Annotated in this window: 18 protein-coding genes; 11 read left to right on the top strand and 7 right to left on the bottom strand. The window is 54.4% G+C overall.

Annotated features, from left to right (window positions below; genetic code table 11):
• Positions 1-185: 185 nt before the first annotated feature.
• Entirely contained in the window at positions 186-1,178 is a 993-nt protein-coding gene (locus tag Q3A88_RS11165; RefSeq protein ID WP_317177913.1) for an AraC family transcriptional regulator, read from the bottom strand.
• A gap of 66 nt (positions 1,179-1,244) precedes the next feature.
• On the opposite strand from Q3A88_RS11165, the gene Q3A88_RS11170 reads away from it, so the two are divergent.
• The gene (locus tag Q3A88_RS11170; protein WP_317177914.1) at positions 1,245-2,231 is read left to right on the top strand and encodes a class I SAM-dependent methyltransferase; all 987 of its coding nucleotides are present in this window, start codon (positions 1,245-1,247) and stop codon (positions 2,229-2,231) included.
• A 111-nt stretch (positions 2,232-2,342) separates the two neighbouring features.
• Here the strand turns inward: Q3A88_RS11170 and ygjG are convergent, their stop codons facing one another.
• The 3 genes from ygjG to Q3A88_RS11185 all read right to left on the bottom strand — a co-directional run bounded on the left by ygjG (position 2,343) and on the right by Q3A88_RS11185 (position 5,807).
• Complete coding sequence (gene ygjG, locus Q3A88_RS11175) at positions 2,343-3,749, bottom strand: putrescine aminotransferase (RefSeq protein ID WP_196398792.1); 1,407 nt, start codon at positions 3,747-3,749, stop codon at positions 2,343-2,345.
• Positions 3,750-4,091: 342 nt separating this feature from the next.
• Positions 4,092-5,516 carry an aminobutyraldehyde dehydrogenase gene (patD, locus tag Q3A88_RS11180; protein ID WP_317177915.1) on the bottom strand — a complete coding sequence of 475 codons (1,425 nt, stop codon included), beginning with the start codon at positions 5,514-5,516 and terminating at the stop codon, positions 4,092-4,094.
• A gap of 120 nt (positions 5,517-5,636) precedes the next feature.
• A complete protein-coding gene (locus tag Q3A88_RS11185) occupies positions 5,637-5,807 on the bottom strand; it encodes a hypothetical protein (protein WP_181393555.1) in 171 nt (56 codons plus the stop codon).
• Positions 5,808-6,109: 302 nt separating this feature from the next.
• Between Q3A88_RS11185 and Q3A88_RS11190 the strand changes: the two genes are divergently transcribed.
• The 4 genes from Q3A88_RS11190 to Q3A88_RS11205 all read left to right on the top strand — a co-directional run bounded on the left by Q3A88_RS11190 (position 6,110) and on the right by Q3A88_RS11205 (position 11,343).
• The gene (locus tag Q3A88_RS11190) at positions 6,110-6,619 is read left to right on the top strand and encodes an RNA polymerase sigma factor (RefSeq protein WP_039287522.1); all 510 of its coding nucleotides are present in this window, start codon (positions 6,110-6,112) and stop codon (positions 6,617-6,619) included.
• A gap of 99 nt (positions 6,620-6,718) precedes the next feature.
• A complete protein-coding gene (locus Q3A88_RS11195; RefSeq protein WP_317177916.1) occupies positions 6,719-7,672 on the top strand; it encodes a FecR family protein in 954 nt (317 codons plus the stop codon).
• A 260-nt stretch (positions 7,673-7,932) separates the two neighbouring features.
• Positions 7,933-10,608 (top strand): TonB-dependent receptor, encoded by a 2,676-nt coding sequence (locus Q3A88_RS11200; protein ID WP_317177917.1) that lies wholly within the window; start codon positions 7,933-7,935, stop codon positions 10,606-10,608.
• 117 nt (positions 10,609-10,725) lie between these two features.
• Positions 10,726-11,343, top strand: a complete 618-nt coding sequence (locus Q3A88_RS11205) for a heme acquisition protein HasA (protein ID WP_110162650.1) — start codon at positions 10,726-10,728, stop codon at positions 11,341-11,343.
• A 205-nt stretch (positions 11,344-11,548) separates the two neighbouring features.
• On the opposite strand, the gene Q3A88_RS11210 is transcribed toward Q3A88_RS11205, so the two are convergent.
• Positions 11,549-11,674, bottom strand: a complete 126-nt coding sequence (locus Q3A88_RS11210) for a hypothetical protein (protein ID WP_256468917.1) — start codon at positions 11,672-11,674, stop codon at positions 11,549-11,551.
• On the opposite strand from Q3A88_RS11210, the gene Q3A88_RS11215 reads away from it, so the two are divergent.
• From Q3A88_RS11215 to Q3A88_RS11235, 5 genes are all read left to right on the top strand, one after another.
• A complete protein-coding gene (locus tag Q3A88_RS11215) occupies positions 11,673-13,532 on the top strand; it encodes a type I secretion system permease/ATPase (protein WP_317177918.1) in 1,860 nt (619 codons plus the stop codon). The genes Q3A88_RS11210 and Q3A88_RS11215 overlap by 2 nt on opposite strands.
• A gap of 64 nt (positions 13,533-13,596) precedes the next feature.
• Positions 13,597-14,955 (top strand): HlyD family type I secretion periplasmic adaptor subunit, encoded by a 1,359-nt coding sequence (locus Q3A88_RS11220; protein ID WP_317177919.1) that lies wholly within the window; start codon positions 13,597-13,599, stop codon positions 14,953-14,955.
• A gap of 2 nt (positions 14,956-14,957) precedes the next feature.
• A complete protein-coding gene (locus Q3A88_RS11225) occupies positions 14,958-16,313 on the top strand; it encodes a TolC family outer membrane protein (protein WP_317177920.1) in 1,356 nt (451 codons plus the stop codon).
• 720 nt (positions 16,314-17,033) lie between these two features.
• Entirely contained in the window at positions 17,034-18,374 is a 1,341-nt protein-coding gene (locus Q3A88_RS11230) for an anaerobic C4-dicarboxylate transporter (protein WP_014914809.1), read from the top strand.
• A 232-nt stretch (positions 18,375-18,606) separates the two neighbouring features.
• Positions 18,607-19,710, top strand: coding sequence for an iron-containing alcohol dehydrogenase family protein (locus Q3A88_RS11235; RefSeq protein WP_110162654.1), 1,104 nt, complete (start codon positions 18,607-18,609; stop codon positions 19,708-19,710).
• A gap of 81 nt (positions 19,711-19,791) precedes the next feature.
• Here Q3A88_RS11235 and gltP read toward each other — a convergent pair whose 3' ends face one another.
• On the bottom strand, positions 19,792-21,108 hold the full coding sequence (gltP, locus tag Q3A88_RS11240; protein WP_039313895.1) for a glutamate/aspartate:proton symporter GltP: 1,317 nt from the start codon (positions 21,106-21,108) through the stop codon (positions 19,792-19,794).
• A 300-nt stretch (positions 21,109-21,408) separates the two neighbouring features.
• On the opposite strand from gltP, the gene Q3A88_RS11245 reads away from it, so the two are divergent.
• Positions 21,409-21,633 (top strand): hypothetical protein, encoded by a 225-nt coding sequence (locus tag Q3A88_RS11245; RefSeq protein WP_110162655.1) that lies wholly within the window; start codon positions 21,409-21,411, stop codon positions 21,631-21,633.
• On the opposite strand, the gene cbl is transcribed toward Q3A88_RS11245, so the two are convergent.
• Positions 21,621-22,574, bottom strand: a complete 954-nt coding sequence (gene cbl, locus Q3A88_RS11250; RefSeq protein ID WP_110162656.1) for an HTH-type transcriptional regulator Cbl — start codon at positions 22,572-22,574, stop codon at positions 21,621-21,623. The genes Q3A88_RS11245 and cbl overlap by 13 nt on opposite strands.
• Between the last annotated feature and the right edge of the window lie 406 nt (positions 22,575-22,980).

The raw sequence follows: 22,980 nt of genomic DNA on the forward strand, positions 1-22,980 counted from the left end.
AATAAACCGCTTATTGGTCGCAATATTCATTACACGTTGATACTGCTGGATGAAGTATAGAAGAATTTGGACAAAAGCTCGGATTCAGGCACCGTATGTCCAAATAACGCGCGGGAATATAATAAAAGGAAAATAATGGTAAATAGTTATGACAAAATCATCACATGACTGTCAGCGGGGTATTTTTACTTACGCGAAGTAATCATTTTCGGGTTACGGTTAAAATAGCGCGTAAATGCCAGACTGAAATTAGCGGGATGTCGATAGCCAACTTGCCAGGCCGTCTGCGCCACCTGAAATCCCTGTTCCAGTAGCTGATGCGCCCGTTCCATCCGCATCCGCAATAGCATCTGACCCGGCGTGGTCGCAAAGCAGCGATGAAACCCCAGTTTGAGTCTGGATTCACTCATTCCCGCCTGAGCCGCAATACAGGCCAGCGTCAGCGGTTCGGCCAGATGCTCGCGCATCCAGCGGCATACTTGATCCAATTGCTGCCGTTCCTGTGGGTAAATAGCGCCGCGCTTCTCTTCCGGTTGTAGGACGTGCCGATACTGTGCCAGCAGGCTTAAGGCGTGGATATGGCGATTCAGCGGATCGCCATCACTGCACAGCGCATTGACGTGCACCTGACTGGCCGCAGAGACGGGCGTAAATGCGCGCAGCTGTACCCTATCATCGTTGAACAACTGCTCTGCACAGTCCGCGCCAAAATAGCGCGCTGCCGCCGTTTTCCCCACAAGCAGCCGTAGCTGATCAACCTGCTGCTGAGCCTGATAATGGCGCTCGCCCGAGCTGGCACCAAACGTCGTCATCGTGAGATGCTGCTGGCGAAACCCGATCGATGAGCCGCCGCAATCGTAATAAGCAGACTCCCCTGCCAGTGCAAATGTAATGATCAGCATCGGCTGCGAATGCGGGTTCTGCGTTTCTTCCACCAAGGCACGATACGGGCGATATTGCGAACGCGCCAGCGACAGATCCGCATCAATACGGCTGAAATCCGACCAGCACTCACCGATGTTGCCTGGCAGTGTTCGGCGCGAATCAGAACAATTCACCTCACTCATCCGGCACCGGTCACCTGACGGTAGTCCCTCTCGCCCCCGTTGCTGTCTTTGCGTCATCTTCTCCCCGCAGTTTTGCATATGAAAAATGCCGTCTCGCATAACAATGAACATAATAACGATTCTCATTTATAGATAGCATATTCCCTATCGACTGACCATCAATGGGAAAAACCACGTATGAATCCATTAGAGACGTTATGGCAGCTTGCCGCCAGCAGCGTGAAGGCGGATGCCTTATACCTGGCGCTGGAACAGCAGATTTTCGACCGACTGGAAGAGATCACCACGCCGAAGCAACTGGCGGAAGCGCTGGGCTGGCAGCCGGAGAAAACCGGGTTTCTGCTTGAGATCCTGTGGAGCATGCAGCTATTGACGCGTCATCACGACGGCTATTGCACCGCTCCGGCCTGCGCCGCCGTGCTCTGTCGCAGCAGTTCACGTTTTCTGGGCGACGCCTGGCGTTTTCGCCTGACCAGCCTGCGTCAGTTTGGTCAGGGGCTAGGCGACGGTATGTCTCAGTCGCTGCAAACGCAGTTGAGCGAATTACCGCGCGATGCGGCGTGGGCCAATGCCGCGGAACAGCAAATCGCTCAGGAACAGCGGGCAATAACGGCCGACCGTGCCGAGCAGTTGATCGCCAGCCTGCCGGATTTCCCGCAAATCAGACACGTTCTCGATCTGGGCGGAGGCCCCGGCTGGGTCGCGATTACGCTGGCGCTGCGTCATGCTCAGATCTCCGGCACGGTGTATGACCTGCCGCAGACTGCCGCCGTGGCGCAGCGCAATATCGACGCAGCCGGATTATCTGCACGTTTGTCAGCGCAAAGCGGCGCATTGCCCAGCGAGAAATACGATCTGATCTGGAGTTCTTCATTCCTGCATTTTGTCGAAGATATCCCCGCCATGCTGGCAGCGCTCCACGGTACGCTGGCATCGGAGGGCACGCTGATTCTGGCACAGGCGGAAATTGCCGAAGCGCCGGAGGATGCCGCACCGGTTCTGCCGTTCTACCTGCCGATGCAAATGAGTGGACGCCACGTCACGCGGGAAGGTCAACTGGCGCAGTGGCTGTTAGAAACGGGCTTTACCTCCGTCGAAACTCGTCGTCATCAGGCATTTCCCATGGCACCGCTGAATGTACTGATCGCCCGCAAAGGCCATTGAGTTATATCGCAAAGTCGTGTGTCAGAAACCAGATAAAAAAAGCCAGTCAGTAAGGGCTGACTGGCTTTCGGAGTGAACCTAATAGGGTGCTGCGTTTTTCCGTCTCGTTTTTCACTCTACCGCATATTCCTTCATTTTATTTTCGTCAGGCATTGTGCCATTGAGCTTCTTGAGGACTTCCTTCGCTTCTTTCAGCACTCGGGCACATTGCTCGCGCGTGATGGTAAGCGGCGGCTCAATCCTGACCGATTTAGCATTATTCAACGTGCCCGCCACCAGAACATTACGTTGAAACAGTTCCTTCGCGAAGGCATACCCGATCTCGTTTTTCCTGAACTCGATAGCCTGCAACAGCCCCATTCCTCGTGCTTCAATAATCAATTGAGGATACTCGGCCGCCAGCTGTCGTAAGCCCTGTAGCAAAAATTCCCCCTGTATCGCTGCCTGTTCTGGCAGATTCTTTGTCAGCAACTCATTGACGGTCGCCAGTGCCGCCGCGCAGGCGAGCGGATTGCCGCCAAACGTGGTGGTATGCAGGAACGGATTTTCAAACAGCACGGAGAAGACCTCTTCCGTTGCCACCGTTGCGCCAATCGGCATCACACCGCCGCCCAGCGCTTTCGCCAGACACAGAATGTCAGGCTGCACGCCATAATGCTCACAGGCGAACATCTTGCCCGTGCGGCCCATGCCAGTTTGCACTTCATCCAGAATCAGCAATGCCCCAACCTCATCGCATAACGCTCTGACCGCAGGCAAATAATGTTCCGGAGGCACAATCACGCCGCCTTCTCCCTGAATAGGCTCAAGGATGATGGCAGCCACGTCATCGCCGGTCTTCTGGCATTGCTCAACCTGCTTGCGCATGGCGTTGATGTCGCCAAAAGCAACATGATGGAAGCCGGGTAACAGCGGCATGAAGGGACGACGAAACGCGGGTTTGGCGGTGGCAGAAAGCGCGCCCAGCGATTTCCCGTGGAATGCACCTGTCGCGGCGATAAAGGTATATTTACCACGCGGTGACTGGTAGGCCTTCGCCAGCTTTAACGCTGCTTCAACCGATTCCGTTCCGCTATTGCAGAAGAAGCTGTATTTCAGATCGCCCGGCGTCAGCGCCGCCAGCGTTTTTGCCAGTAATCCCCGCAGCGGGTCGAGCAGTTCCTGACTGTGCAGCGGTTGTCTGGCGAGCTGGCGCTCAACGGCAGCAATCACGTTAGGGTTACGATGCCCGACGTTAAAAATGCCGTAACCGCCGAGGCAGTCCAGATATTCATTCCCTTGGGTATCAATCAGCGTATTCGGTCCACTGGCGCGCCATTCGACTGCGCCGTAATCCCCGCCGGTGGTGACAGATTTTCGGTACTCCAGAAAACCCGGGTTGACGTATTCACGAAAACAACTCAAAACCTCTCGATTCAGTGCCGCCATGTCATCGTGGGATAGCGTGTCACTATGAATCCAATGCAGTGCCTGCTGAGTACACTCTAGCGGGTTAAGGTGGGCGTTTGATCTGGACAAAATGCGCTCCTTGAAAACGGACATCACGCGATGCCACTTTAATTAATGCACATAACACGCCAGTCGCCCGCCCCAAATTAGAATAAAATACAAAAACGCGATCTAATCCAAAAATTCAGTAGATGATTTGAACTAAATACGAATAGGCGGAATTAATAACCAATAAAAATAGCACATGCCAGTATGAAGAAAATCAAAGCAACACGTGATGCCCTGCTTTTGCCCAGCGCGCCCTTTTTTGGGGCACGCCGGGGCTGGACAAACGCGCTATATCATTACCCGTTTCTCCAGTACTTGTTTCTCGTGCAGGACAAACAGAATCCCTAAGTAGGCAGAAGATCCTCAGTGCCGGATCATGATATGACGCACGATGGTGTAATCCTCCAGACCATACATCGACATATCCTTGCCGTAGCCGGACAGCTTCTGCCCGCCGTGTGGCATTTCGCTCACCAGCATGAAGTGGGTGTTCACCCAGGTACAGCCGTATTGAAGGCACGCGGCCAGACGGTGTGCCCGCCCGATATCGCGCGTCCAGATCGACGAGGCCAGCCCGTAATGCGAGGCATTCGCCCAGCCAATCACCTGCGCTTCATCGTCAAACGGCGTGATGGAGATTACGGGTCCAAACACCTCTTTCTGGACGATTTCGTCTTCCTGCTTTGCCCCCGCCAGCACCGTGGGCTGGAAGTAAAATCCCTGCCCTTTCACCCGCTCGCCACCTGTCACCACCGTAATGTGCGGCAGCGCTTTGGCGCGTTCGACAAAGCCAATCACGCGTTCCAGCTGCGGCTCGGTAATCAGTGGCCCCAGCTCGGTGGTTTCATCATGTGGATCGCCGATTTTCAGCGTCGCCACCGCTTTTCCTAATGCTTCTACAACCTCATTGTAAATCGCACGCTGTACATACAGCCGACAGGCGGCAGTACAGTCCTGCCCCGCATTGTAAAAACCGAAACTGCGGATCCCATCAACCACCTGATCGATATCGGCATCGTCGAAAACAATCACCGGCGCTTTACCGCCCAGCTCCATGTGTGTACGTTTTACGCTCGCGGCGGTATGCGACAGAATATGCGCACCGGTTGCAATCGAGCCGGTCAGCGACACCATATTCACTTTCTCATGCCCCGTTAGCGCATCGCCGATATCTGCCCCACGCCCGAACACGATATTCACCACGCCAGCGGGCAGTATCTCCGCCAGCAAATGCGCCAGATAGAATGTGGTCAGCGGGGTTTGCTCCGCCGGCTTCAGCACCACGCAGTTTCCCGCCGCCAGCGCAGGTGCCAGCTTCCACGATGCCATCATCAGCGGATAATTCCACGGGGCGATGGACGCCACTACGCCAACCGGATCGCGCCGGATCATCGAGGTATGTCCTTCGAGATACTCTCCCGCCGCCGAACCGCTCAGACAGCGCACCGCGCCGGCAAAAAAGCGAAACACATCAGCGACCGCAGGCACTTCATCATTCAGCGCCGCATGGTAGGGCTTACCGCAGTTCAGCGATTCAAGCTCGGCAAACGTCTCGGCGTGTTCCTCTATGGCGTCGGCAATCTGTAGCAGCAGCGTCGCGCGCGTTTTCGGCGTGGTTTGTCCCCAGTGTGCAAAAGCGGACTCCGCAGCCAGCACGGCTGCATCAACCTGGTGCAGGTCGGCCTGTGCAATGGCGGCAATTTGCTCTCCTGTAGCAGGATTAAATACCGCTAACGCCTCGCCTTTCCCCGCGACCAGCTTGCCTTCTATGAGTAATTTATCGTGCATACATTTTCCTTACAGAGAGAAAACCATCTTGTTTTTCATCACTATCTGCAAAATGTCTGTGCAAAAAACCTGCCACGTTGCGCTTACCTGTCGCTCAGTTCTGCAACCCGCGGCATTACACTAGGGCGCGTTGCCCGACCCTTTCTGCGTCTGCGTGGCGGCCCGTCTGGCTTCTTCCGCCAGCGCTTCAATCTCTTCTTCCGTCAACTGCTCTGATGCCTCATGCACCTTTGCCAGCCCTTCGCTGACCGTCACCTCTTTAGGATCCTGCGCTGAGTCCTTCGTGGTCATCTCGTCTCTCCTGATTAAATAATAAGCCAGCAAAGATAAGTGTAGTCGATGACGAAAATCCGCCAATCTGAAGAAGATTTAGCTCTGCTTTTCGGTTCGGCATATGTGATAATAATTATCAATTACATTAAATTTATTATTCAGGGCCTTACCCCGTCGGCGTCAACGGACAATGCCGTGCATTGTTATGGCGTGTATTGTTATGGACAGTGCCGTGCATTGCTATGGATCGCGCGGTGACAAGGGAAAGGGGGTTCTGTTGCCGCAGAGTCGGCGGGAAGGTCACCTGACGGGACGTTGGCATGTCAGAGTCTGAACTCAGAATGCTGTTCAACCACTATGCAGAACGGTTGGAACGCTATCTCAATCATAAACTGCGCGACCCTCAGGCAGCAGCCGATCTGGTGCAAGAGAGTTTTTTACGGTTGGCACAACGGCTGGAACAGCAAGATGATGTAGACGACAAGAAGGCGTATCTCTATAAGACAGCAAATAATTTGCTGCTTGATCATGTCCGCCACCAGCAGCGCTGGCAGATGGCGGCGTCTGTTGACGACGCGGAGGCGACGCTGGAATACCTGCCGGATGCGGCCCCCCAGCTCGATCAAACGGCCATCGCCCAGCAGGAGCTGGAGCGTCTGGCAAACGTACTGGCGACGCTGCCTGAACGCACGCAGCTGATATTTCATCTGCACCGGTTTGAGCATATGACGCAGGCGCAAATTGCTCAACAGTTGGAGATTTCCCTCAGCACCGTTGAGAAGCATCTTGCCATGACGCTGCACGCGATGATGACGATCCGCGCCTCGTGAAACTCGTCGCCCATCGTGAAATAATCACAAATTATTTACGGGTTTATTGCCGTCAGACGTCTACCTATTTAGAGACCCTACACACTCCAGGCCTACAACATGAACGATTATCCCCCTGAAATCCAACAGCAGGCAGCACGCTGGGCCATACGTTTGGCCGAAGCGCCGCTGGACGATGAACAGGAACTGACATTCCAACACTGGCTGGAACAGGATCCGCGCCATCGCCACGCGTTGGAACAGGCAGGGATGCTCTGGCATGGGCTTGGGTCGCTCAACGCCGAGCAACGGCAGGTGCTACAGCCACAACCGCCAGCAACCTTTCTCATCAGGCGCTTTAACCATGCAACGCAGTGGAAAATTGCCGCCTTGCTGCTGCTGGGTTTCAGTCTCGGCGCGACATGGATTTCCGACGGCATCCTCATGCTGCGCTCGGATTATCATGCGGCGCATCAGGTCAAACACGTTACGCTGCCGGACGGCAGTGAGGTCGATATGGATGCGGGCAGCGCCATTTCGCTCGCCTATACGCCGCAAGAGCGGCGCGTCACGCTGCTGCAAGGTTCCGCCTGGTTCACCGTCGCCCCAACAACCGCACAGGAAAAACGCCCTTTTCTGGTTGATGCCGCCTCAGGCACCACACAGGCACTGGGCACGCAGTTCATCGTGCAGAATTCATCACAGACCACGACCGTCGGCGTGGTAGAGCACAGCGTTCAGGTCACGGCAAACGGGCAAACGCTGCGGCTTGATGAACAACAGGCGGCACGTTATACCGAGCAAGGGATGACTCGCCTCCCCGGCTGGAATAGCCGTGAGCGCGGCGACTGGCGGCGCGGCCTGCTGATCTTCGATCAACAGCCGCTGGCGGTCGTCATCGCACGTATCAATCAGTATCGCGCTGGCACGATCGTTATCCCCACGTCAGCACTGCGCCAGCGTCAGGTTAGCGGCATCTTTTCACTGAACGAGCTGGATGGCGCATTGCAAACCATCGCCACCGAGCTGGGTGCCAAAACCGTTTCACTCCCCGGCGTCACAGTTCTGTACTGATCCTTTCTCCCACCTGTCTTCCCCACTCCTGCCATGCTGCTCAGGAGTGGTAATCACGCATAAATTCCCTTTACGTTCACAAGGCCGCAACGCGCCGGAGAAAAAAATTTAAATATTTTTTTACGGGTTCTGTCATCTCATCCGTCTTCATATTTAGGTAATGATTTTTATTATCATTTTCATTAAGAAAAAGAGGGCTAATTATCCCTTTGTTTATTAATGCTTATTGATGATTTAACCGATGGCAGACCAGGCGAAAAATGTTTAAAAGAACACAACAGCAAGACAGCCGCTTGTTACAACGTAATCCACTTTCTCTTGCCGTCGGCATCGCACTGTCGTTGTCTGGCTCACTCCACTATGCGCAAGCGGAAACGCAGGCCGCCAGCGTTCAGGAAGCGGCTCGCCAGAGTTCCGCCTTTTCCATCAGCGCGCAGCCGTTGAGCAGCGCGTTGCTGCGTTTCGCCGAACAGGCGGGGCTACAGGTCTTTTTTGCCGACGTTAAACTGGAAAATATGCAGGCCGTTGCGCTTCAAGGGCGCTTCACGCCAGAACAGGGGCTTCGCAGGCTGATCGGCACTCATCCGGTCGATTTCCAGATCGGCAGCAATGGCGTCATTACCTTGCGCCCTCGTTCAGTCAACGTCGATACGGCCAAAATAGACGACGTGATGACGGTTCGCGCCTTTACCGTCGCCAACCCAGGCGACTGGATCTACGAACAGCCGCGCGCGATTAGCGTTATTTCACGCGAGCAGATGGATAACCGCCCTTCCCGCCACGCCGCCGATCTGCTGGAGCAGTCCGCCGGCGTTTACTCCAGCGTCAGCCAGCAGGACCCGTCGCTGTCGGTCAACATCCGCGGAATACAGGATTTTGGTCGCGTGAATATGAACATCGACGGCGTGCGGCAGAATTTTCAAAAAACCGGCTACGGCCAGCGCAATGGACAGATGTATATCGATTCGGAGCTGCTCTCCGGCGCAACGATTGAAAAAGGCGCGACAAACGTGATGGGCAGCGCGGGCACGTTGGGTGGCGTCGCTACATTTAATACCGTCAGCGCCCACGATTTTCTCGCTCCGGGTAAAGAGCTGGGCGGAAAACTGCATGCCAGCACCGGCGACAACGGCACGCATTTTATCGGCAGTGGCGTGCTCGCACTGGGTAACGAAAGCGGCGACATTCTGGTCGGTGCCAGCGAACGTCATCTGGGCGACTACTGGCCGGGCAATGATGGCAATCTCGGTAATATCCGTATCCCCGGCAATTCAAATAATTACGAAGAGTGGGCCAATAACTTAAAGCATCAAAAAGTGACCAGCGCAGCTTATACCATGCGCTCGCGACTGGCGAAAATCGGCTGGAATCTGCCAGCTAATCAGCGCTTCCAGCTCAGCTATATGCAAACGCAAACCTCTTCTGAAAATGTCGGGACGTTGTCCAACCTTTCCAATACCGAACTGGGTTGGAAGGCCAGCGGGCACAGCGAGATTATGGCGCGCAGTACCGCGCTGGATTACAGCCTGAAACCGGACAACCAGCGCTGGCTGGATTTTAAGGCCAAGATTTATTACGCCGATACCCATAACGACACCGATAACTATGCTGCTTCCAATACCAGCGCGTATCACGAGAGCACGCGGCTGCGTACCTACGGGGCGCAGGCGCAGAATACCTCAACGCTGTGGCAGCAGGGCGCGCACGATCTGAAAGCTGATTATGGAATGGATTTCTATTACGACAAGATCACCACGGACAGCACCAATAGCACAGCCAGTAACGCAACCCCGGAAGGGAATCGTGCAATGGCCAGCCTGTTCGCGAATCTGAATTACGCGTACGACGAATGGGTAACGCTGCAAGGCGGCCTGCGGTACGATCGCTACCGGTTACGCGGCACCACCAGCATCAGCTATCGGGAAATTCCCTATACTGTAGCCAATCCTTGTCGGGAAAACTCTATCTTACGCTGCCCTGCCGTCACTACCACACAAAACTGGAATGTTGATGACGAACACGGCAAGCTGTCCCCCACCCTGTTTGCGGGCGTCCGTCCCGGCGTTGAATGGCTACAGCTGTACACCAGCTATGGCCTATCCTGGCGGCCGCCGTCAGTCAGCGAAACCTTTGCCAACGGCACCTACAGCGCGGGCAACTACTATCTGTATCCGAATCCCAACCTTAAGCCGGAGCGCTCCCGCGCCTGGGAAGTCGGGTTCAATATTCAGCAGCCCGACCTACTCGTCGATGGCGACAGGCTGGTCAGCAAGGTGTCCTATTTCGACACGCGGATAAACAACTACATCAGCCTGAACGGCGCGCGCAATAAGCCGGGCTATAACGGCTATTCCCTCAGCAATTCCGTGTTCCAAAACAATCTGGCGAAGAGCCGCTTCCGCGGTATGGAATACCAGCTTAATTACGACGCGGGCTTTCTGTATGTCGATGCCACCTACACCCACATGATCGGTAATAACGATTTCTGTGCACCGGTGGCCTGGATGGGCGGCGTCACGACTGTCGGCGGTTCCCGAGGCAACTACTACTCCACGCCTGTCGATACCACGGCCAGCGATGCCTCTTGCCAGAAAACGCTGTTATTCAGTAACGCCGCCTATCTGCCGGGCGACCGTGGTTCCGTCACACTGGGAACACGCGTCTTCGACCGCAAGCTGGATATGGGCGTCACGATGCGTTTTGCTCCCGGCTATCAGGACGCTGCCGCACCGGCCAACTCTGCCTATTTAGCCGACTGGCCCAAGTATGAAGTTTACGATCTGTATGCCAGCTATCGCCTGACCGACAGCCTGACAGTGCGTGGCTCCGTCGAGAATATCGCTAACCGTACTTACATCGTGAGCTATGGCGAATCACTGGGTTACACGCCAAGCCGGGGAAGAACGGTGCAGGCTGGCGTGGAGTATCGATTCTAATTTCTCTGTTTCCCCATGCGGGAAACAGGAAAACAAAGGGGATGGGATGGCTCATCCTCTTTCATGACAGACACGGATGACCGTGCCTGTAGATCGTTAGTTAATGAGGAATCTATTATGAGTTTTGCAATTACCTACGATGCCTACTATGCCAATTACAGCATTGCCAGCTACCTGACTGAATGGTCGGCAGCGTTTGGTGACGTTAACCATACCGCGGGTAATACACAAGTCGGTGGCAATAATACCGGGGGCTTTTACGGCGGCGACACCTTTATAGACGGTACTCAATATGCGATCACGAGTACGCAGAACGATTTCTCCGCGCTCATTGCCGGCGGCGATCTGACCTATAGCCTCTTCACCCCGCCTGCTCACACGCTGTACGGCGATCTGGACACCCTGTCCTTCGGGAACGTCCTGCAAGGCGGCACCACCGCAGGCACCACGTATTCGCTTGCTGAACCAGAAGTCACCTTCAGCGGACTGGGTCTCTCCACGGATATTGCCAACCAGAATGTTGACGATCGCGGCGTGGTACATGACGTGATTTATGGCCTGATGAGCGGACAGGTTCAGCCGCTGCTGACTGCGCTGAGCAATGCGGGTATCGATATTAACGCGAGCCTGGATAGCCTGAGCTTCGCCACCGCGGCCTCTGATGCCGCGCTTTCTGCCGATACCGTGGTTGACGTCGTTGGCGTCGCCGAAACGGCCGATCTGCTGGCGGCATAAGAAAACGGCTAAAAGATGACGCTTTTAGCCGTTTGAGTGAACACCGTCGCGGTACGGAGAGAGTATATACCCTAAATAATTCGAGTTGCATGCAGGCGGCGACCGCACGAATCCCCAGGAGCTTACATCAGTAAGTGACTGGGGTAAGTAAGGGAAGCCAACACACATGCGGCTTGAAGTATGACGGGTAAAGAACCGCGGCGGTCTAGTGAGTGTAATAACCGTTGGCAAACCGCGTCAATAGCGGTACGGCTAACCGCTTTCCCTCTTCCACCTTGTGGGGATACCACGATGGAACGATGGCGACTTTATAGAAGAAGGAACATCCCATGCCCGCATCCCATCCGGCTTCATCAGGCCGGGAGATTATTGACGCGCTGGCCGTCTACCGTCAGGGGTTCTGGGGAATTGGCCTGTTCAGCGCCGTCATCAACCTGCTGATGCTGGCACCGGCGATTTATATGCTCCAGGTTTATGACCGCGTACTGCCTTCCAGCAGCATCATGACGCTGGCGATGCTGACGATCATTATGCTGGGGCTGTTTTTACTGATGGGATTACTGGAATGGATACGCAGTGCCGTGGTGATCCGCCTCGGTACGCAGATGGATATGCGACTGAATCAACGTATCTACAATGCGGCGTTTGAAAGCAATCTCAAGAACGGCACGGCGAGCGCCAGCCAGGCCTTAAACGATCTGACTGCCCTGCGCCAGTTCGCCACCGGAAATGCGCTGTTCGCCTTCTTTGATGCGCCGTGGTTTCCGGTTTATCTGCTGGTGATTTTCTTACTTCATCCCTGGCTGGGCGTAATGGCGCTGGCGGGGGCGATCATACTGATTGTGCTGGCCTGGCTGAATCAAAAACTCACGCGCGAACCTCTGGCCTTAGCCGCACAAAACACCGTTCAGGCAACGCAGCAGGCCAACGCCAATCTGCGCAATGCCGATGCCATCGAAGCGATGGGAATGCTGCCCGCCATGCGTGAACGCTGGCTGACGCAGCATAACGCGTTTCTCTATTATCAGAACGTTGCCAGCGAAAAAAGCGCCAACATTACCTCGCTGACGAAAAGCACCCGACTGGCGCTCCAGTCGTTGATGCTGGGGCTCGGCGCGCTGCTGGCCGTCAATGGCGATATCACGCCCGGTATGATGATTGCCGGTTCCATTCTGGTGAGCCGCGTACTCAGTCCGATCGATCAGATCATTGGCGTCTGGAAACAGTGGATGCAGGCTCGCCTCGCCTGGCAGCGTGTCAATATCTTGCTCGACAACCATCCGGCGCGCCCTGCTGGCATGGCGCTGCCCGCCCCGGAAGGTAAACTTCAGGTGGAACAGCTCAGCGCTAACGCGCCCAACACGCGCACGCCCATACTCGCGAATATCACGTTTGAACTGGCTCCCGGCGATGTGCTTGGCGTCTTAGGCCCGTCGGGTTCTGGTAAATCCACCCTCGCCCGCCTGCTGGTTGCCGCCATGCCCGCCCTCGGCGGCAAAGTCAGGCTGGATGGCGCGGACATGCACCAGTGGGATAAAAGTTATTTAGGTCGCTTCATTGGCTATCTGCCGCAGGACGTCCAGCTTTTCAGCGGGACGATTGCCGAAAACATCGCTCGTTTCACTCAGCCAGATGCAGAAAAAATCGTCGCTGCTGCCGTCACGGCAGGCGTTCACGAGATGATTCTGCGGCTGCCGCAGGGCTACGATACACAACTGGGCGAAGGCGGAGCCGGATTATCCGGCGGTCAGAAACAGCGCGTCGCCCTTGCCAGAGCCATTTACAACCAGCCGCGCCTGATTGTGATGGATGAACCCAATGCCAGTCTGGATGACGATGGCGAGAAAGCCTTATTGGCCGCGATTGCCGCTCAGCAGGAAGCCCAAAGCACGCAGGTGCTGATCACGCATAAGCCTGCTCTGCTGTCCTGTGCCAATAAGCTGTTAGTCCTACGCGCCGGACAGATCCAGTATTTCGGCACAACCGAGCAGGTGCTGAAAGAGTTACAGCGCGCCAAGCCTGCCAATCCTTCTATTGCCAAACCGATGACGAAACCCGCCAGCGCCAAACCAGCACCGGTTAAAACAGCCGACGCCGCCAATGCTTTTACCCCAAAAGAGCCCGGTTCCTCCGGGTTGAGCATGGTGTACAGCGCGCCGACGCCGCGCCGAGCCGCACCGGATAAATGAGGCTCAGCGCATTGATAACGCACACCTGCCATCAGAACAGCATCATGGAAAGAAGAGGATAACCATGTCCGCGTTACGCGAAGTCACATCACAGCCGACAACTCCCGTCCATCCGATGGAGGATAACGTCGCGGCGATGCCGTTACACACCGACGCCGGACGCTATTTGAAGTACGGTCTCTGGCTGGTGCTTATCGGCTTTGGTGGTTTGCTGCTGTGGGCTGGCGTGGCACCATTGGATAAAGGGGTCGCCGTATCCGGTCGGGTCATCGTCGCAGATAACCGCAAAGCCGTGCAGCCTGTCAGTAGCGGACGCATCGCCTCGCTCACCGTGCGGGACGGCGACCATGTGCAGGCTGGGCAAGTCCTTGCTACGTTGGATCAAACGCCCGCTCAGGCGCAACGCGACAATCTCGTCACCCAGCTTCAGGAAGCGTTCGCGGGCGAAGCGCGCCTGCTGGCGGAACGCGACGATCTGAACACGATCGCCTTCCCTGCCCCCACGGAGCAACACAGCACCGTCACGCAACAAATTCAGATTGCCCAGCAACAGCTCTTCATCAGCCGTCGTGCAGCCCTGCAACAGGAACGCGCCGCGATACAGGCCGCGATCATCGGGGCCAAAGCGCAGTCACAAGGTTCACAGGCGCTGCTTGCCAGCAGCCAAACGCAATTCCAGATTATCAGCGAGCAGCTGCGCGGGCTGCGTCCGCTGGCGCAGGAAGGCTACATCGCCCGTAATCGCCTGCTGGACGTCGAGCGGCAGGCAGCCCAACTGGCGGGCGCGATTGCGCAGGAACGGAATAATCAGATACAGCTCCAGCAGCAGGTCGTCGAGCTGGAGCAAAAGATCCAACAGCGCCAGAACGAATACCAGAAAGAGGTGCGCGCCCAGCTCGCCGATACCCAGCGTTCCATTCAGGATCTCACCCAGCGGCTGAAAACGGCGGAGTACGAACTTCAGCACACGCACATTCGCGCTCCCGCCAGCGGCACGGTGGTCGGACTGGCGCTGCACACCGAAGGCGGCGTGGTGAATAGCGGGCAGATGCTGATGGAGATTGTTCCCGAGGGGCAGCCGTTATTGATTGACGCGCAACTGCCTATCGAACTGGTGGACAGAGTCAGCAACGGGCTACCGGTCGAGCTGCTGTTTTCTGCCTTCAACCAAAGCACGACCCCACGTATTTCCGGCGTTGTCGCGCTGATCGGTGCCGACCAACTCGTCGAGCAACAGACCGGAAAACCCTATTACGCACTGCGCATTCACGTCGATGAACGAGGTAAACAGCAGCTCGCCGGGCTGGACGTTCGCCCTGGCATGCCAGTGCAAGCCTTTATTCGTACCGGTGAGCGCTCCCTGCTCAACTACCTGTTTAAACCGCTTTCCGACCGCCTGCATCTGGCGCTGACCGAGGAGTAATCATGCTGCGCCTTTCATCCGTTTATCGCGCGGCGATCCGCTCCAGTTATGCCATCCCGCTTGTTCTCTCACTGATCTACAGCGCACCGAGTCAGGCTCTGGGATTAATGGAAGCCTGGCAGCAGGCGCTGACGCACGATCCAGCCTTTCAGGCCGCCGTGCACGCACGCAATGCCGACAGCGAAGAGAAGAACATCGGCCGCGCCGGGCTGCTGCCCAAAGTCACCTATGACTACAGCCAGTCCCGTAACGATTCCACGGTGACGGCGGGTGGGCAACAGTCGGAGCGGGATTACACCAGTCGCGCTTCCAGCTTTTCTCTGCAACAGCCGCTGATCGACTACGCGGCGTGGTCGCGTTATCAGCAGGGTGAAGCCAGCGCCGTGCTGGCAGATGAGCAGCTGCGCGATGCCAGCCAGCAACTACTGGTACGTCTGTTTCAGGCTTACACCAACGTGCTGTTTAGCCGCGAGCAGATTGCGCTGGTTCAGGCACAGCAGCGCGCTTATCGCGAGCAATATCAGTTGAATCAACGCCTCTTCCAGCAGGGAGAAGGCACCCGTACCGATATGCTGGAAACCGAAGCGCGCGTCAACCTGACCGAGGCGCAGCTCATCGAAGCGCAGGACAATCTGGATATCAGCCTGCGTGAACTGGAAACGCTGCTGGGGATGCCCGTTGGTGTGGATCAGCTTGCGGCGCTCACGCCGCACTTCACGCCGCGGCCGCTTCAACCTGCGGGCTATCAGCACTGGCAATCGCTGGCGCTACGCCACAACGCACAACTATTAGCGCTAAATCAATCGCTGGCCGTGGCGAAATACGGTATTGAACGGAATCGGGCGGGTCACCTGCCGCAGGTCACGCTGGTTGCCAGCACGCGTAATACGCAATCGGATACCGAAAACAGCTACAACCAGAAATACGATACGCGCTCGATTGGTATCCGCGTCAGCGTACCGATTTTTGCGGGCGGCGGCGTCTCTGCCGCGACGCGTCAGGCAAAGGAGCGCTATCAGCAAACCGCGCGGGAAAAGGACGAACAGACGGCGACCATCCAGACGGAACTGCGTCGCCAGTTTAATCTGGTCACCAGCAGTCAGGCGAAAATCCGCGCCTATGAGCTGACAGAAAAGTCGGCGCTGGCGCTGGTCACCGCCACACAGAAGAGCGTTCAGGGCGGAGAGCGCGTGAATCTTGACGTGCTGAATGCCGAACAGCAGCTTTATGGCGCACGGCGCGATCTAACCGAAGCACGTTATACCTGGCTGACGGCCTGGCTACAGTTGCGCTACTACGCCGGTACGCTGGACGAACAGACGCTGCGGCAGTTAGCGACCTATTTCGTACACCTCTAACAATGTGAATTCAGAACACAAACGCTGATGTGCGGCCATACCCTATTTAGAAAGGAAAATAAGCCGCATCCAGATATTCTAAAATATTTATAAAAATTTTATATTAATAACCAATCACACTATAAAAGTGTCTTTCTTCGCATCCGATGTGAAAATAGCAGAAAATCCGTCAGCTATATTCCTGATGTGAATAGCGGTTTCGCGACAGCCGTTTTTATTTTTCGGCTATTCTCAAGTGGCCTGACGTTGACTTCATTATCAAAAAGGGATTCATTTTATCATTTTTAAAGTAATCATTTAAAAACAACACAATATGCAAAAATACCTCATTGGAGGTATCCAAAGTAACATTAAGGTTGGATTTTTTACGGCAATCATTAACGAAAATAAAAAATAGAAGAACACTGAACACAACAAAATAAGAACGAGAATTTAATCACTTTTCAAAAGCCCCACCAAATCATTAACAACCTCACCAACTGACGCTCCGCCTTGCCATTAATAAATTAAAATTACAGTTAAATAACTAAAGAAATCAGAAATACGCCATTATTGCGACCGGGATCTTTTATTTTCCGGAAATAGCGCAAAGGTAAAAATTAATAGATTTAGATCAAGAAAATAAATAACCACCCGTCCATATAGTACCCACAGTAAAAACTCACTTATTTTAATTCTAACTAATCAGTTCATCTTATAAAGCAATGCAATGGGGCTACTATGGACTTCATCATTCAATTAGTCATTGTCCTGATCTGCCTTTTTTATGGGGCAAGAAAAGGCGGGATCGCGCTGGGTTTATTAGGCGGGATTGGACTTGTTATTCTGGTCTTTATTTTTAAACTACAACCGGGTAAACCGCCCGTTGACGTCATGCTGGTCATCATTGCCGTGGTAGCTGCGTCGGCAACGCTTCAGGCATCGGGCGGGCTGGATGTGATGCTGCAAATCGCGGAGCGTATGCTGCGGCGTAACCCGAAATACGTTTCGATTATCGCGCCGTTCGTCACCTGTATTCTGACTATCCTGTGCGGTACCGGCCACGTGGTGTATACCATTCTGCCGATTATTTATGATGTCGCTATCAAGAATAATATCCGTCCTGAAAGACCGATGGCCGCCAGTTCGATCGGTGCTCAGATGGGGATTATCGCCAGTCCGGTCTCTGTTGCGGTGGTGTCGCTGGTTGCCATGCTGGCTAATTTCACCTTCCAGGGCAAACACCTGGGATTCCTCGACCTACTGTCTATTACCATCCCTTCTACCCTGCTGGGTATTCTGGCAATTGGGATTTTCAGCTGGTTCCGCGGCAAGGATCTGGACAAGGATGAAGACTTTCAGGCATTCATCGCCGATCCAGAAAACAAACAATATGTGTATGGCGATACCGCCACGCTGCTCGACAGAAAACTGCCGCGCAGTAACTGGATCGCTATGTGGATCTTTCTGGCGACTATCGCGGCAGTAGCGATTCTGGGTGCCGTTGAAGAGCTGCGTCCGGTCTTTGCCGGTAAGCCGCTGTCGATGGTGCTGGTCATTCAGATGTTTATGCTGCTGTCTGGTGCCATCATCATTATTGCGACCAAAACTAATCCGTCTTCGATCTCGAAGAATGAGGTGTTCCGTTCAGGGATGATCGCCATCGTCGCGGTATACGGTATCGCCTGGATGGCGGAAACCATGTTCGGCGCGCATCTGGAAGAGATCAAAGGCACGCTCGGTTCACTGGTGAAAGTCTACCCTTGGGCTTACGCGATTATCCTGCTGATTGTGTCCAAGTTCGTTAACTCGCAGGCGGCGGCGCTGGCGGCGATTGTCCCCGTTGCGCTGGCAATCGGGGTGGATCCGGCGTATATCGTGGCCTCTGCGCCAGCCTGTTATGGTTACTACATTCTGCCGACCTACCCAAGCGATCTGGCGGCTATCCAGTTTGACCGTTCCGGTACCACCAAAATCGGCCGTTTCGTTATCAACCACAGCTTTATTCTGCCGGGCCTGATCGGCGTGAGCACATCCTGCGTCTTTGGATGGGTGTTTGCCGCGATGTACGGCTTCCTGTAATTCGGTTCGCTATCTCTAAACGCCGCCCAGCAATGGGCGGCGAAGTGACTGACAACCCCGAGCCAACCAGCCCCTCTCCGCTTTTTTCCAAATAAGCCTGCCAGACCGTATTTCGCTGCCATTCTGGTTATGCGAAATCTGCTCATTCATAGCCAGAATTGTTCTTTTGCGGCGTTCTGCATCGCTGCTACAACTGATTTATCTTTTCCCACAGAGATGAGAGATCGCGACCATGATTGCAATACAAGCGCCACAAACCTATCTGAATCGTGATGGCGTCATCCGTTCTGTCGGCGAATATGCAGCGCCCTACGCCAGCACAATATTGATTATTACCAGCCCGCAGGCATGGAAAAGCACATCAGAGGCCGTTGAACGCAGCCTTAATGAATTCGGTTTACGCTATCAGGTCGAATTTTTGCCGGGCGATTGCACCAAACCTGCGATAGAAGCGCTGACCGCACAGGCGCGCGCATTCGGCGCAGAACTGATTTTAGGGATTGGCGGCGGACGCGTGCTGGATGTCGCTAAAGTCGTCGGTGACATTCTGGGACAGATTCCTGTCATCACTGTACCGACGATTGCCGCCACCTGCGCCGCCTGGTCATCCTTCAGCGTGATTTATAGCGATAGCGGTGTGCACAACGGCGCATTTGCGCTAACACGTTTACCGGTGTGGGTGCTGGTAGACAGCGAGATCATCGCCCGCAGCCCTTCACGTTATCTCAAAGCCGGTATCGTGGATGCACTGGCGAAGTGGTATGAATTCCAACCGTATCTGCGTCACGGCGATGACGGACTGGCGTTAGCGCTTAAAGCGCAGGCGGCACGGCTGGCTGTGGAAACATTGAATACCTATGGCGAGCAGGCCATTGCGGATAATGAGCAAGGTCTCGTCACGCCAGCCCTACGCGGCGCGATCGACGCCGTTATCGCACTGGCGGGTCTGGCGAACAGCATGAAAGATGAAGTGCAACGCATCGGCGTCGCCCATGCTATTCACAACAGCATGACGCACCTGCCGGAGCTGCATGACTGGCTGCACGGCGAAAAAGTGGGCTTTGGGCTGGCCGTACAGGCGTTTCTGGAACACGATAGCGACGACAATCGCGAAGAGCTGTTCACCCAGCTGCGCCGCTACGGAAGCCCAATCACGCTGAGTGCCCTCGGCCTGAATGAACGTCCACAGCGGGTTGAAAGCATCGCGCAGCACGTGAAAATCGCACCGAAAATTGCCGCGCGCCTTCCTTTTGCAACGGATGCCGAGCGTATTGAACGGGCACTGTGGCGCACACAAACGCTAGAAACTAGAGTGATAAATAGCCACGCGGCATAGTCAGTATTAGAGTAAGAAAAGAAACGGGCGCCTCGATCACTCGACGCGCCCGTTGTATAGGCTATTTGAAATAGTCCGGGATTATCCCTGCTGGGCAGGCTGCGTGCTTATCCCTTTAAGCTCACGCTCATAGGCCCGCGCTTTCTTCTCATCGAACTGGTTTTCCCACTTGGCAATGACCAGTACCGCCAGTGCATTTCCTACTACGTTCAGCGCCGTACGTGCCATGTCGAGGATACGGTCAACGCCCGCAATAAATGCCAGACCTTCCAACGGAATCCCGACGCTGCCCAGCGTAGCCAGCAGTACGACAAACGACACGCCCGGTACGCCGGCAATGCCTTTAGACGTCAACATCAGCGTCAGCACCAGCACGATTTCCTGCCCAATCGACAGTTCGATGCCGTACAACTGCGCGATGAAGATCGCTGCAATACTCTGGTACAGCGTAGAACCATCGAGGTTAAAGGAGTAACCGGTCGGCACCACAAAGCTGGTAATCGACTTCGGCGCACCATAGGCTTCCATTTTTTCGATGATGCGCGGCAGCACGGTTTCGGAACTGGCGGTGGAATACGCGAGGATCAGCTCATCTTTGAGGATACGAATCAAGATGGTGATACGCAGCTTACACAGCCGTGCGACAATACCGAGCACCACCAGCGCGAAGAAGAAAATCGCGGCATAAACCAGCATAACCAGCTTGGCTAACGGCCACAGCGACGCAAAACCGAAGTTGGCAACCGTGACGGAAATCAGCGCAAACACCCCGACAGGCGCATAACGCATGATCATGTGCGTCACTTTAAACATGGTTTCCGACACGCCGCGGAAGACATTCAGCAGCGGTTCACGGTGATCTTTCGGCAATGAGGATAGCCCCAGACCGAACAGTACCGAGAAGAAGATAATCGGCAGCATGTCACCGTGTGCCATCGCGGCGAAGATATTCGGCGGAATCAGCGACAGCACCGTCCCCACCAGACTGTGCGAACCGCTCTGCACCTGCTCGGTGGTCTTTTGGTACTGCGAGATATCAACGGCGGTCAGCGTCGACATATCGATGCCGTGACCCGGCTGGAAGACATTCGCCAGCGTGATGCCCAGAATAATCGCCACCGTCGTGATGATTTCAAAATAGAGAATGGTTTTGAAGCCGATGCGCCCGAGCTTCTTGGCATCCCCTACGCCCGCAATCCCGACAATCAACGTGGCGATGACAATCGGGACAACGATCATTTTAATCAGGCGGATAAAGATGTCGCCCGCTGGGCTAAGAATATTGCTGATGAGCCACTGACGGCTTTCTTGCTGTTCATGCAGCACGGCACCGAGTGCAATACCCAGAACCAACGCGATAAGGATTTGCCAGGCAAGGCTGATTTTTTGTGTTTTCATCGTCATTTTCCGTTTTAAACTCCCCGCCATCACAAACATGGCGCTAGCGCGACTCCGGCGCAATGCGAACCGAAAAAATCAACGTGGAGGTGACTGACTAGTGAGAAGGATGTCTGATGGATTAACCCATCATACGTCAAGCTGCATACGCACGGTGCAAAACGCACACGTTTTGTCCTGCAACTCGAATTATTTAGGGTAAATGTTCTATTGCGATACCAAAATCGTTAACATAATTATTCAATAAAAACGCACAAGTATTTGTATCGCTTAACAAAAATTCAGACATAAGTTATTGTTATGGCGGGAATGCTACTATTGCAGCACGATCAGATCAAGCAGATTATCGGCACGCTAAACCATATTTATGCTAAATCGAGCCCAGAAAACGGCGGGTATCGCGATACAAAAAATCGCGATGAAATCGACAGGAAAAACCCTGCCCAGTCAGAAAAAACGCTGGCTGGGCATCGGGTTAGGAAATCGCGCTATCAATCAGATTTGGTAATCAATCAGATTTGGTAATCAATCACCGCGTCATCGTTATCCGAGAACACCTTATCTTTAATGTCATCCAGCGACAGTTCTGTATTACACAGCTGAATAAATTTCCAGGCATAGTTACGTTGTAACTGACCCTTTTTTAACCCCAGCCAGACCGTGTTCGCTTCAAACAGATGCTCGGCATTCAACCGCACCAGCCCTTTGTCTCGCACCGGATCGAATGACATATCGGCCACAATCCCCACCCCGAGCCCCAGCTCGACATAGGTTTTAATCACATCCGAATCCTGCGCGCTCAGCGTAATATCCGGCGACATCCCCACCGCCTGAAACGCGCGATCCAGGCGCGAACGACCGGTAATTCCCTGACGATAGGTAATCAGCGGCTCCGCATTGAGCATTTCAAGCGTAATCACCGGCTCCTGCATCAGCGGATGGTGCTCCGGCACAATCACCGAATGGTGCCAGCGATAGTAGGAGAACGCCGCCAGCGAGGGATCGTTAATCAACTGCTCACTGGCAATGCCGATATCGGCCTCGCCGGAATGGAGCATCGCCACGATCTCATCCGGCGTGCCCTGATTCAGCACCAGACGCACCTGAGGATACAGAGAGCGGAAGGCTTTAATCACCGGCGGCAGGCTGTAACGCGCCTGCGTATGCGTGGTCGCGATCACCAACTGGCCGGTGTCGTTATTGGTGAAGACATTCGCCAGCCGCCGGATATTGCTGGCGTCATTCAGAATACGCTCTGCCACCACCAGCAGCTCTTTTCCCGGTTCGGTCATGCCTAACAGGCGTTTGCCGCGACGGATGAAGATTTCAATCCCCAACTCTTCTTCCAGCTCGCGGATGTGGCGGCTCACGCCGGATTGAGAGGTAAACAGCGTATTCGCCACCTCGGTCAGGTTGTAATTGCACCGTGCTGATTCACGAATAATCTTCAGTTGCTGAAAGTTCACCTTTCACTCCCTTGTCCTTTATTACAGATAGCAATATTGATGCAAGTAATGAGAGCCAGAACAAATAAGCAAATGGAGTTGATTATATTTTTTTATACTAACGGTATGTCTGTCGCGCTATCTTATCTAACAAGGAATAGACATAAATAGCAGAATCAAATAGTTAGATAAAATCACTTTTGTCACGCACGCACCGTTAATCAACCATTTCGCTATGATTTATGCCTTTCCGGTCTATTTATCTCGGTGCTTTTATTCCCTTTTTCCCGTATTTCTGCTCAGGCTAAATAGGACGTACGACTTCAAGCTGACGCGCTACACCCCAAATAATTCGAGTTTCAGGAAGGCGGCAAGAGAAGGAATCCCGATGAGCTTACTCAGGTAAGTGATTCGGGTGACTGAACGT

The sequence above is a fragment of the Pectobacterium sp. HCp5_1 genome, from assembly GCF_032905925.1.
GTDB classification, from domain to species: Bacteria; Pseudomonadota; Gammaproteobacteria; order Enterobacterales; family Enterobacteriaceae; genus Pectobacterium; species Pectobacterium brasiliense_A.

What these genes read in the sequence shown, in the direction of transcription:
- Q3A88_RS11165 (WP_317177913.1), bottom strand. Translation starts at nt 1,178, where the DNA reads ATGTTCATTGTTATGCGAGACGGCATTTTTCATATGCAAAACTGCGGG.
- Q3A88_RS11170 (WP_317177914.1), top strand. Translation starts at nt 1,245, where the DNA reads ATGAATCCATTAGAGACGTTATGGCAGCTTGCCGCCAGCAGCGTGAAG.
- patD (WP_317177915.1), bottom strand. Translation starts at nt 5,516, where the DNA reads ATGCACGATAAATTACTCATAGAAGGCAAGCTGGTCGCGGGGAAAGGC.
- Q3A88_RS11185 (WP_181393555.1), bottom strand. Translation starts at nt 5,807, where the DNA reads ATGACCACGAAGGACTCAGCGCAGGATCCTAAAGAGGTGACGGTCAGC.
- Q3A88_RS11190 (WP_039287522.1), top strand. Translation starts at nt 6,110, where the DNA reads ATGTCAGAGTCTGAACTCAGAATGCTGTTCAACCACTATGCAGAACGG.
- Q3A88_RS11195 (WP_317177916.1), top strand. Translation starts at nt 6,719, where the DNA reads ATGAACGATTATCCCCCTGAAATCCAACAGCAGGCAGCACGCTGGGCC.
- Q3A88_RS11200 (WP_317177917.1), top strand. Translation starts at nt 7,933, where the DNA reads ATGTTTAAAAGAACACAACAGCAAGACAGCCGCTTGTTACAACGTAAT.
- Q3A88_RS11205 (WP_110162650.1), top strand. Translation starts at nt 10,726, where the DNA reads ATGAGTTTTGCAATTACCTACGATGCCTACTATGCCAATTACAGCATT.
- Q3A88_RS11215 (WP_317177918.1), top strand. Translation starts at nt 11,673, where the DNA reads ATGCCCGCATCCCATCCGGCTTCATCAGGCCGGGAGATTATTGACGCG.
- Q3A88_RS11210 (WP_256468917.1), bottom strand. Translation starts at nt 11,674, where the DNA reads ATGGGATGTTCCTTCTTCTATAAAGTCGCCATCGTTCCATCGTGGTAT.
- Q3A88_RS11220 (WP_317177919.1), top strand. Translation starts at nt 13,597, where the DNA reads ATGTCCGCGTTACGCGAAGTCACATCACAGCCGACAACTCCCGTCCAT.
- Q3A88_RS11225 (WP_317177920.1), top strand. Translation starts at nt 14,958, where the DNA reads ATGCTGCGCCTTTCATCCGTTTATCGCGCGGCGATCCGCTCCAGTTAT.
- Q3A88_RS11230 (WP_014914809.1), top strand. Translation starts at nt 17,034, where the DNA reads ATGGACTTCATCATTCAATTAGTCATTGTCCTGATCTGCCTTTTTTAT.
- Q3A88_RS11235 (WP_110162654.1), top strand. Translation starts at nt 18,607, where the DNA reads ATGATTGCAATACAAGCGCCACAAACCTATCTGAATCGTGATGGCGTC.
- gltP (WP_039313895.1), bottom strand. Translation starts at nt 21,108, where the DNA reads ATGAAAACACAAAAAATCAGCCTTGCCTGGCAAATCCTTATCGCGTTG.
- Q3A88_RS11245 (WP_110162655.1), top strand. Translation starts at nt 21,409, where the DNA reads ATGGCGGGAATGCTACTATTGCAGCACGATCAGATCAAGCAGATTATC.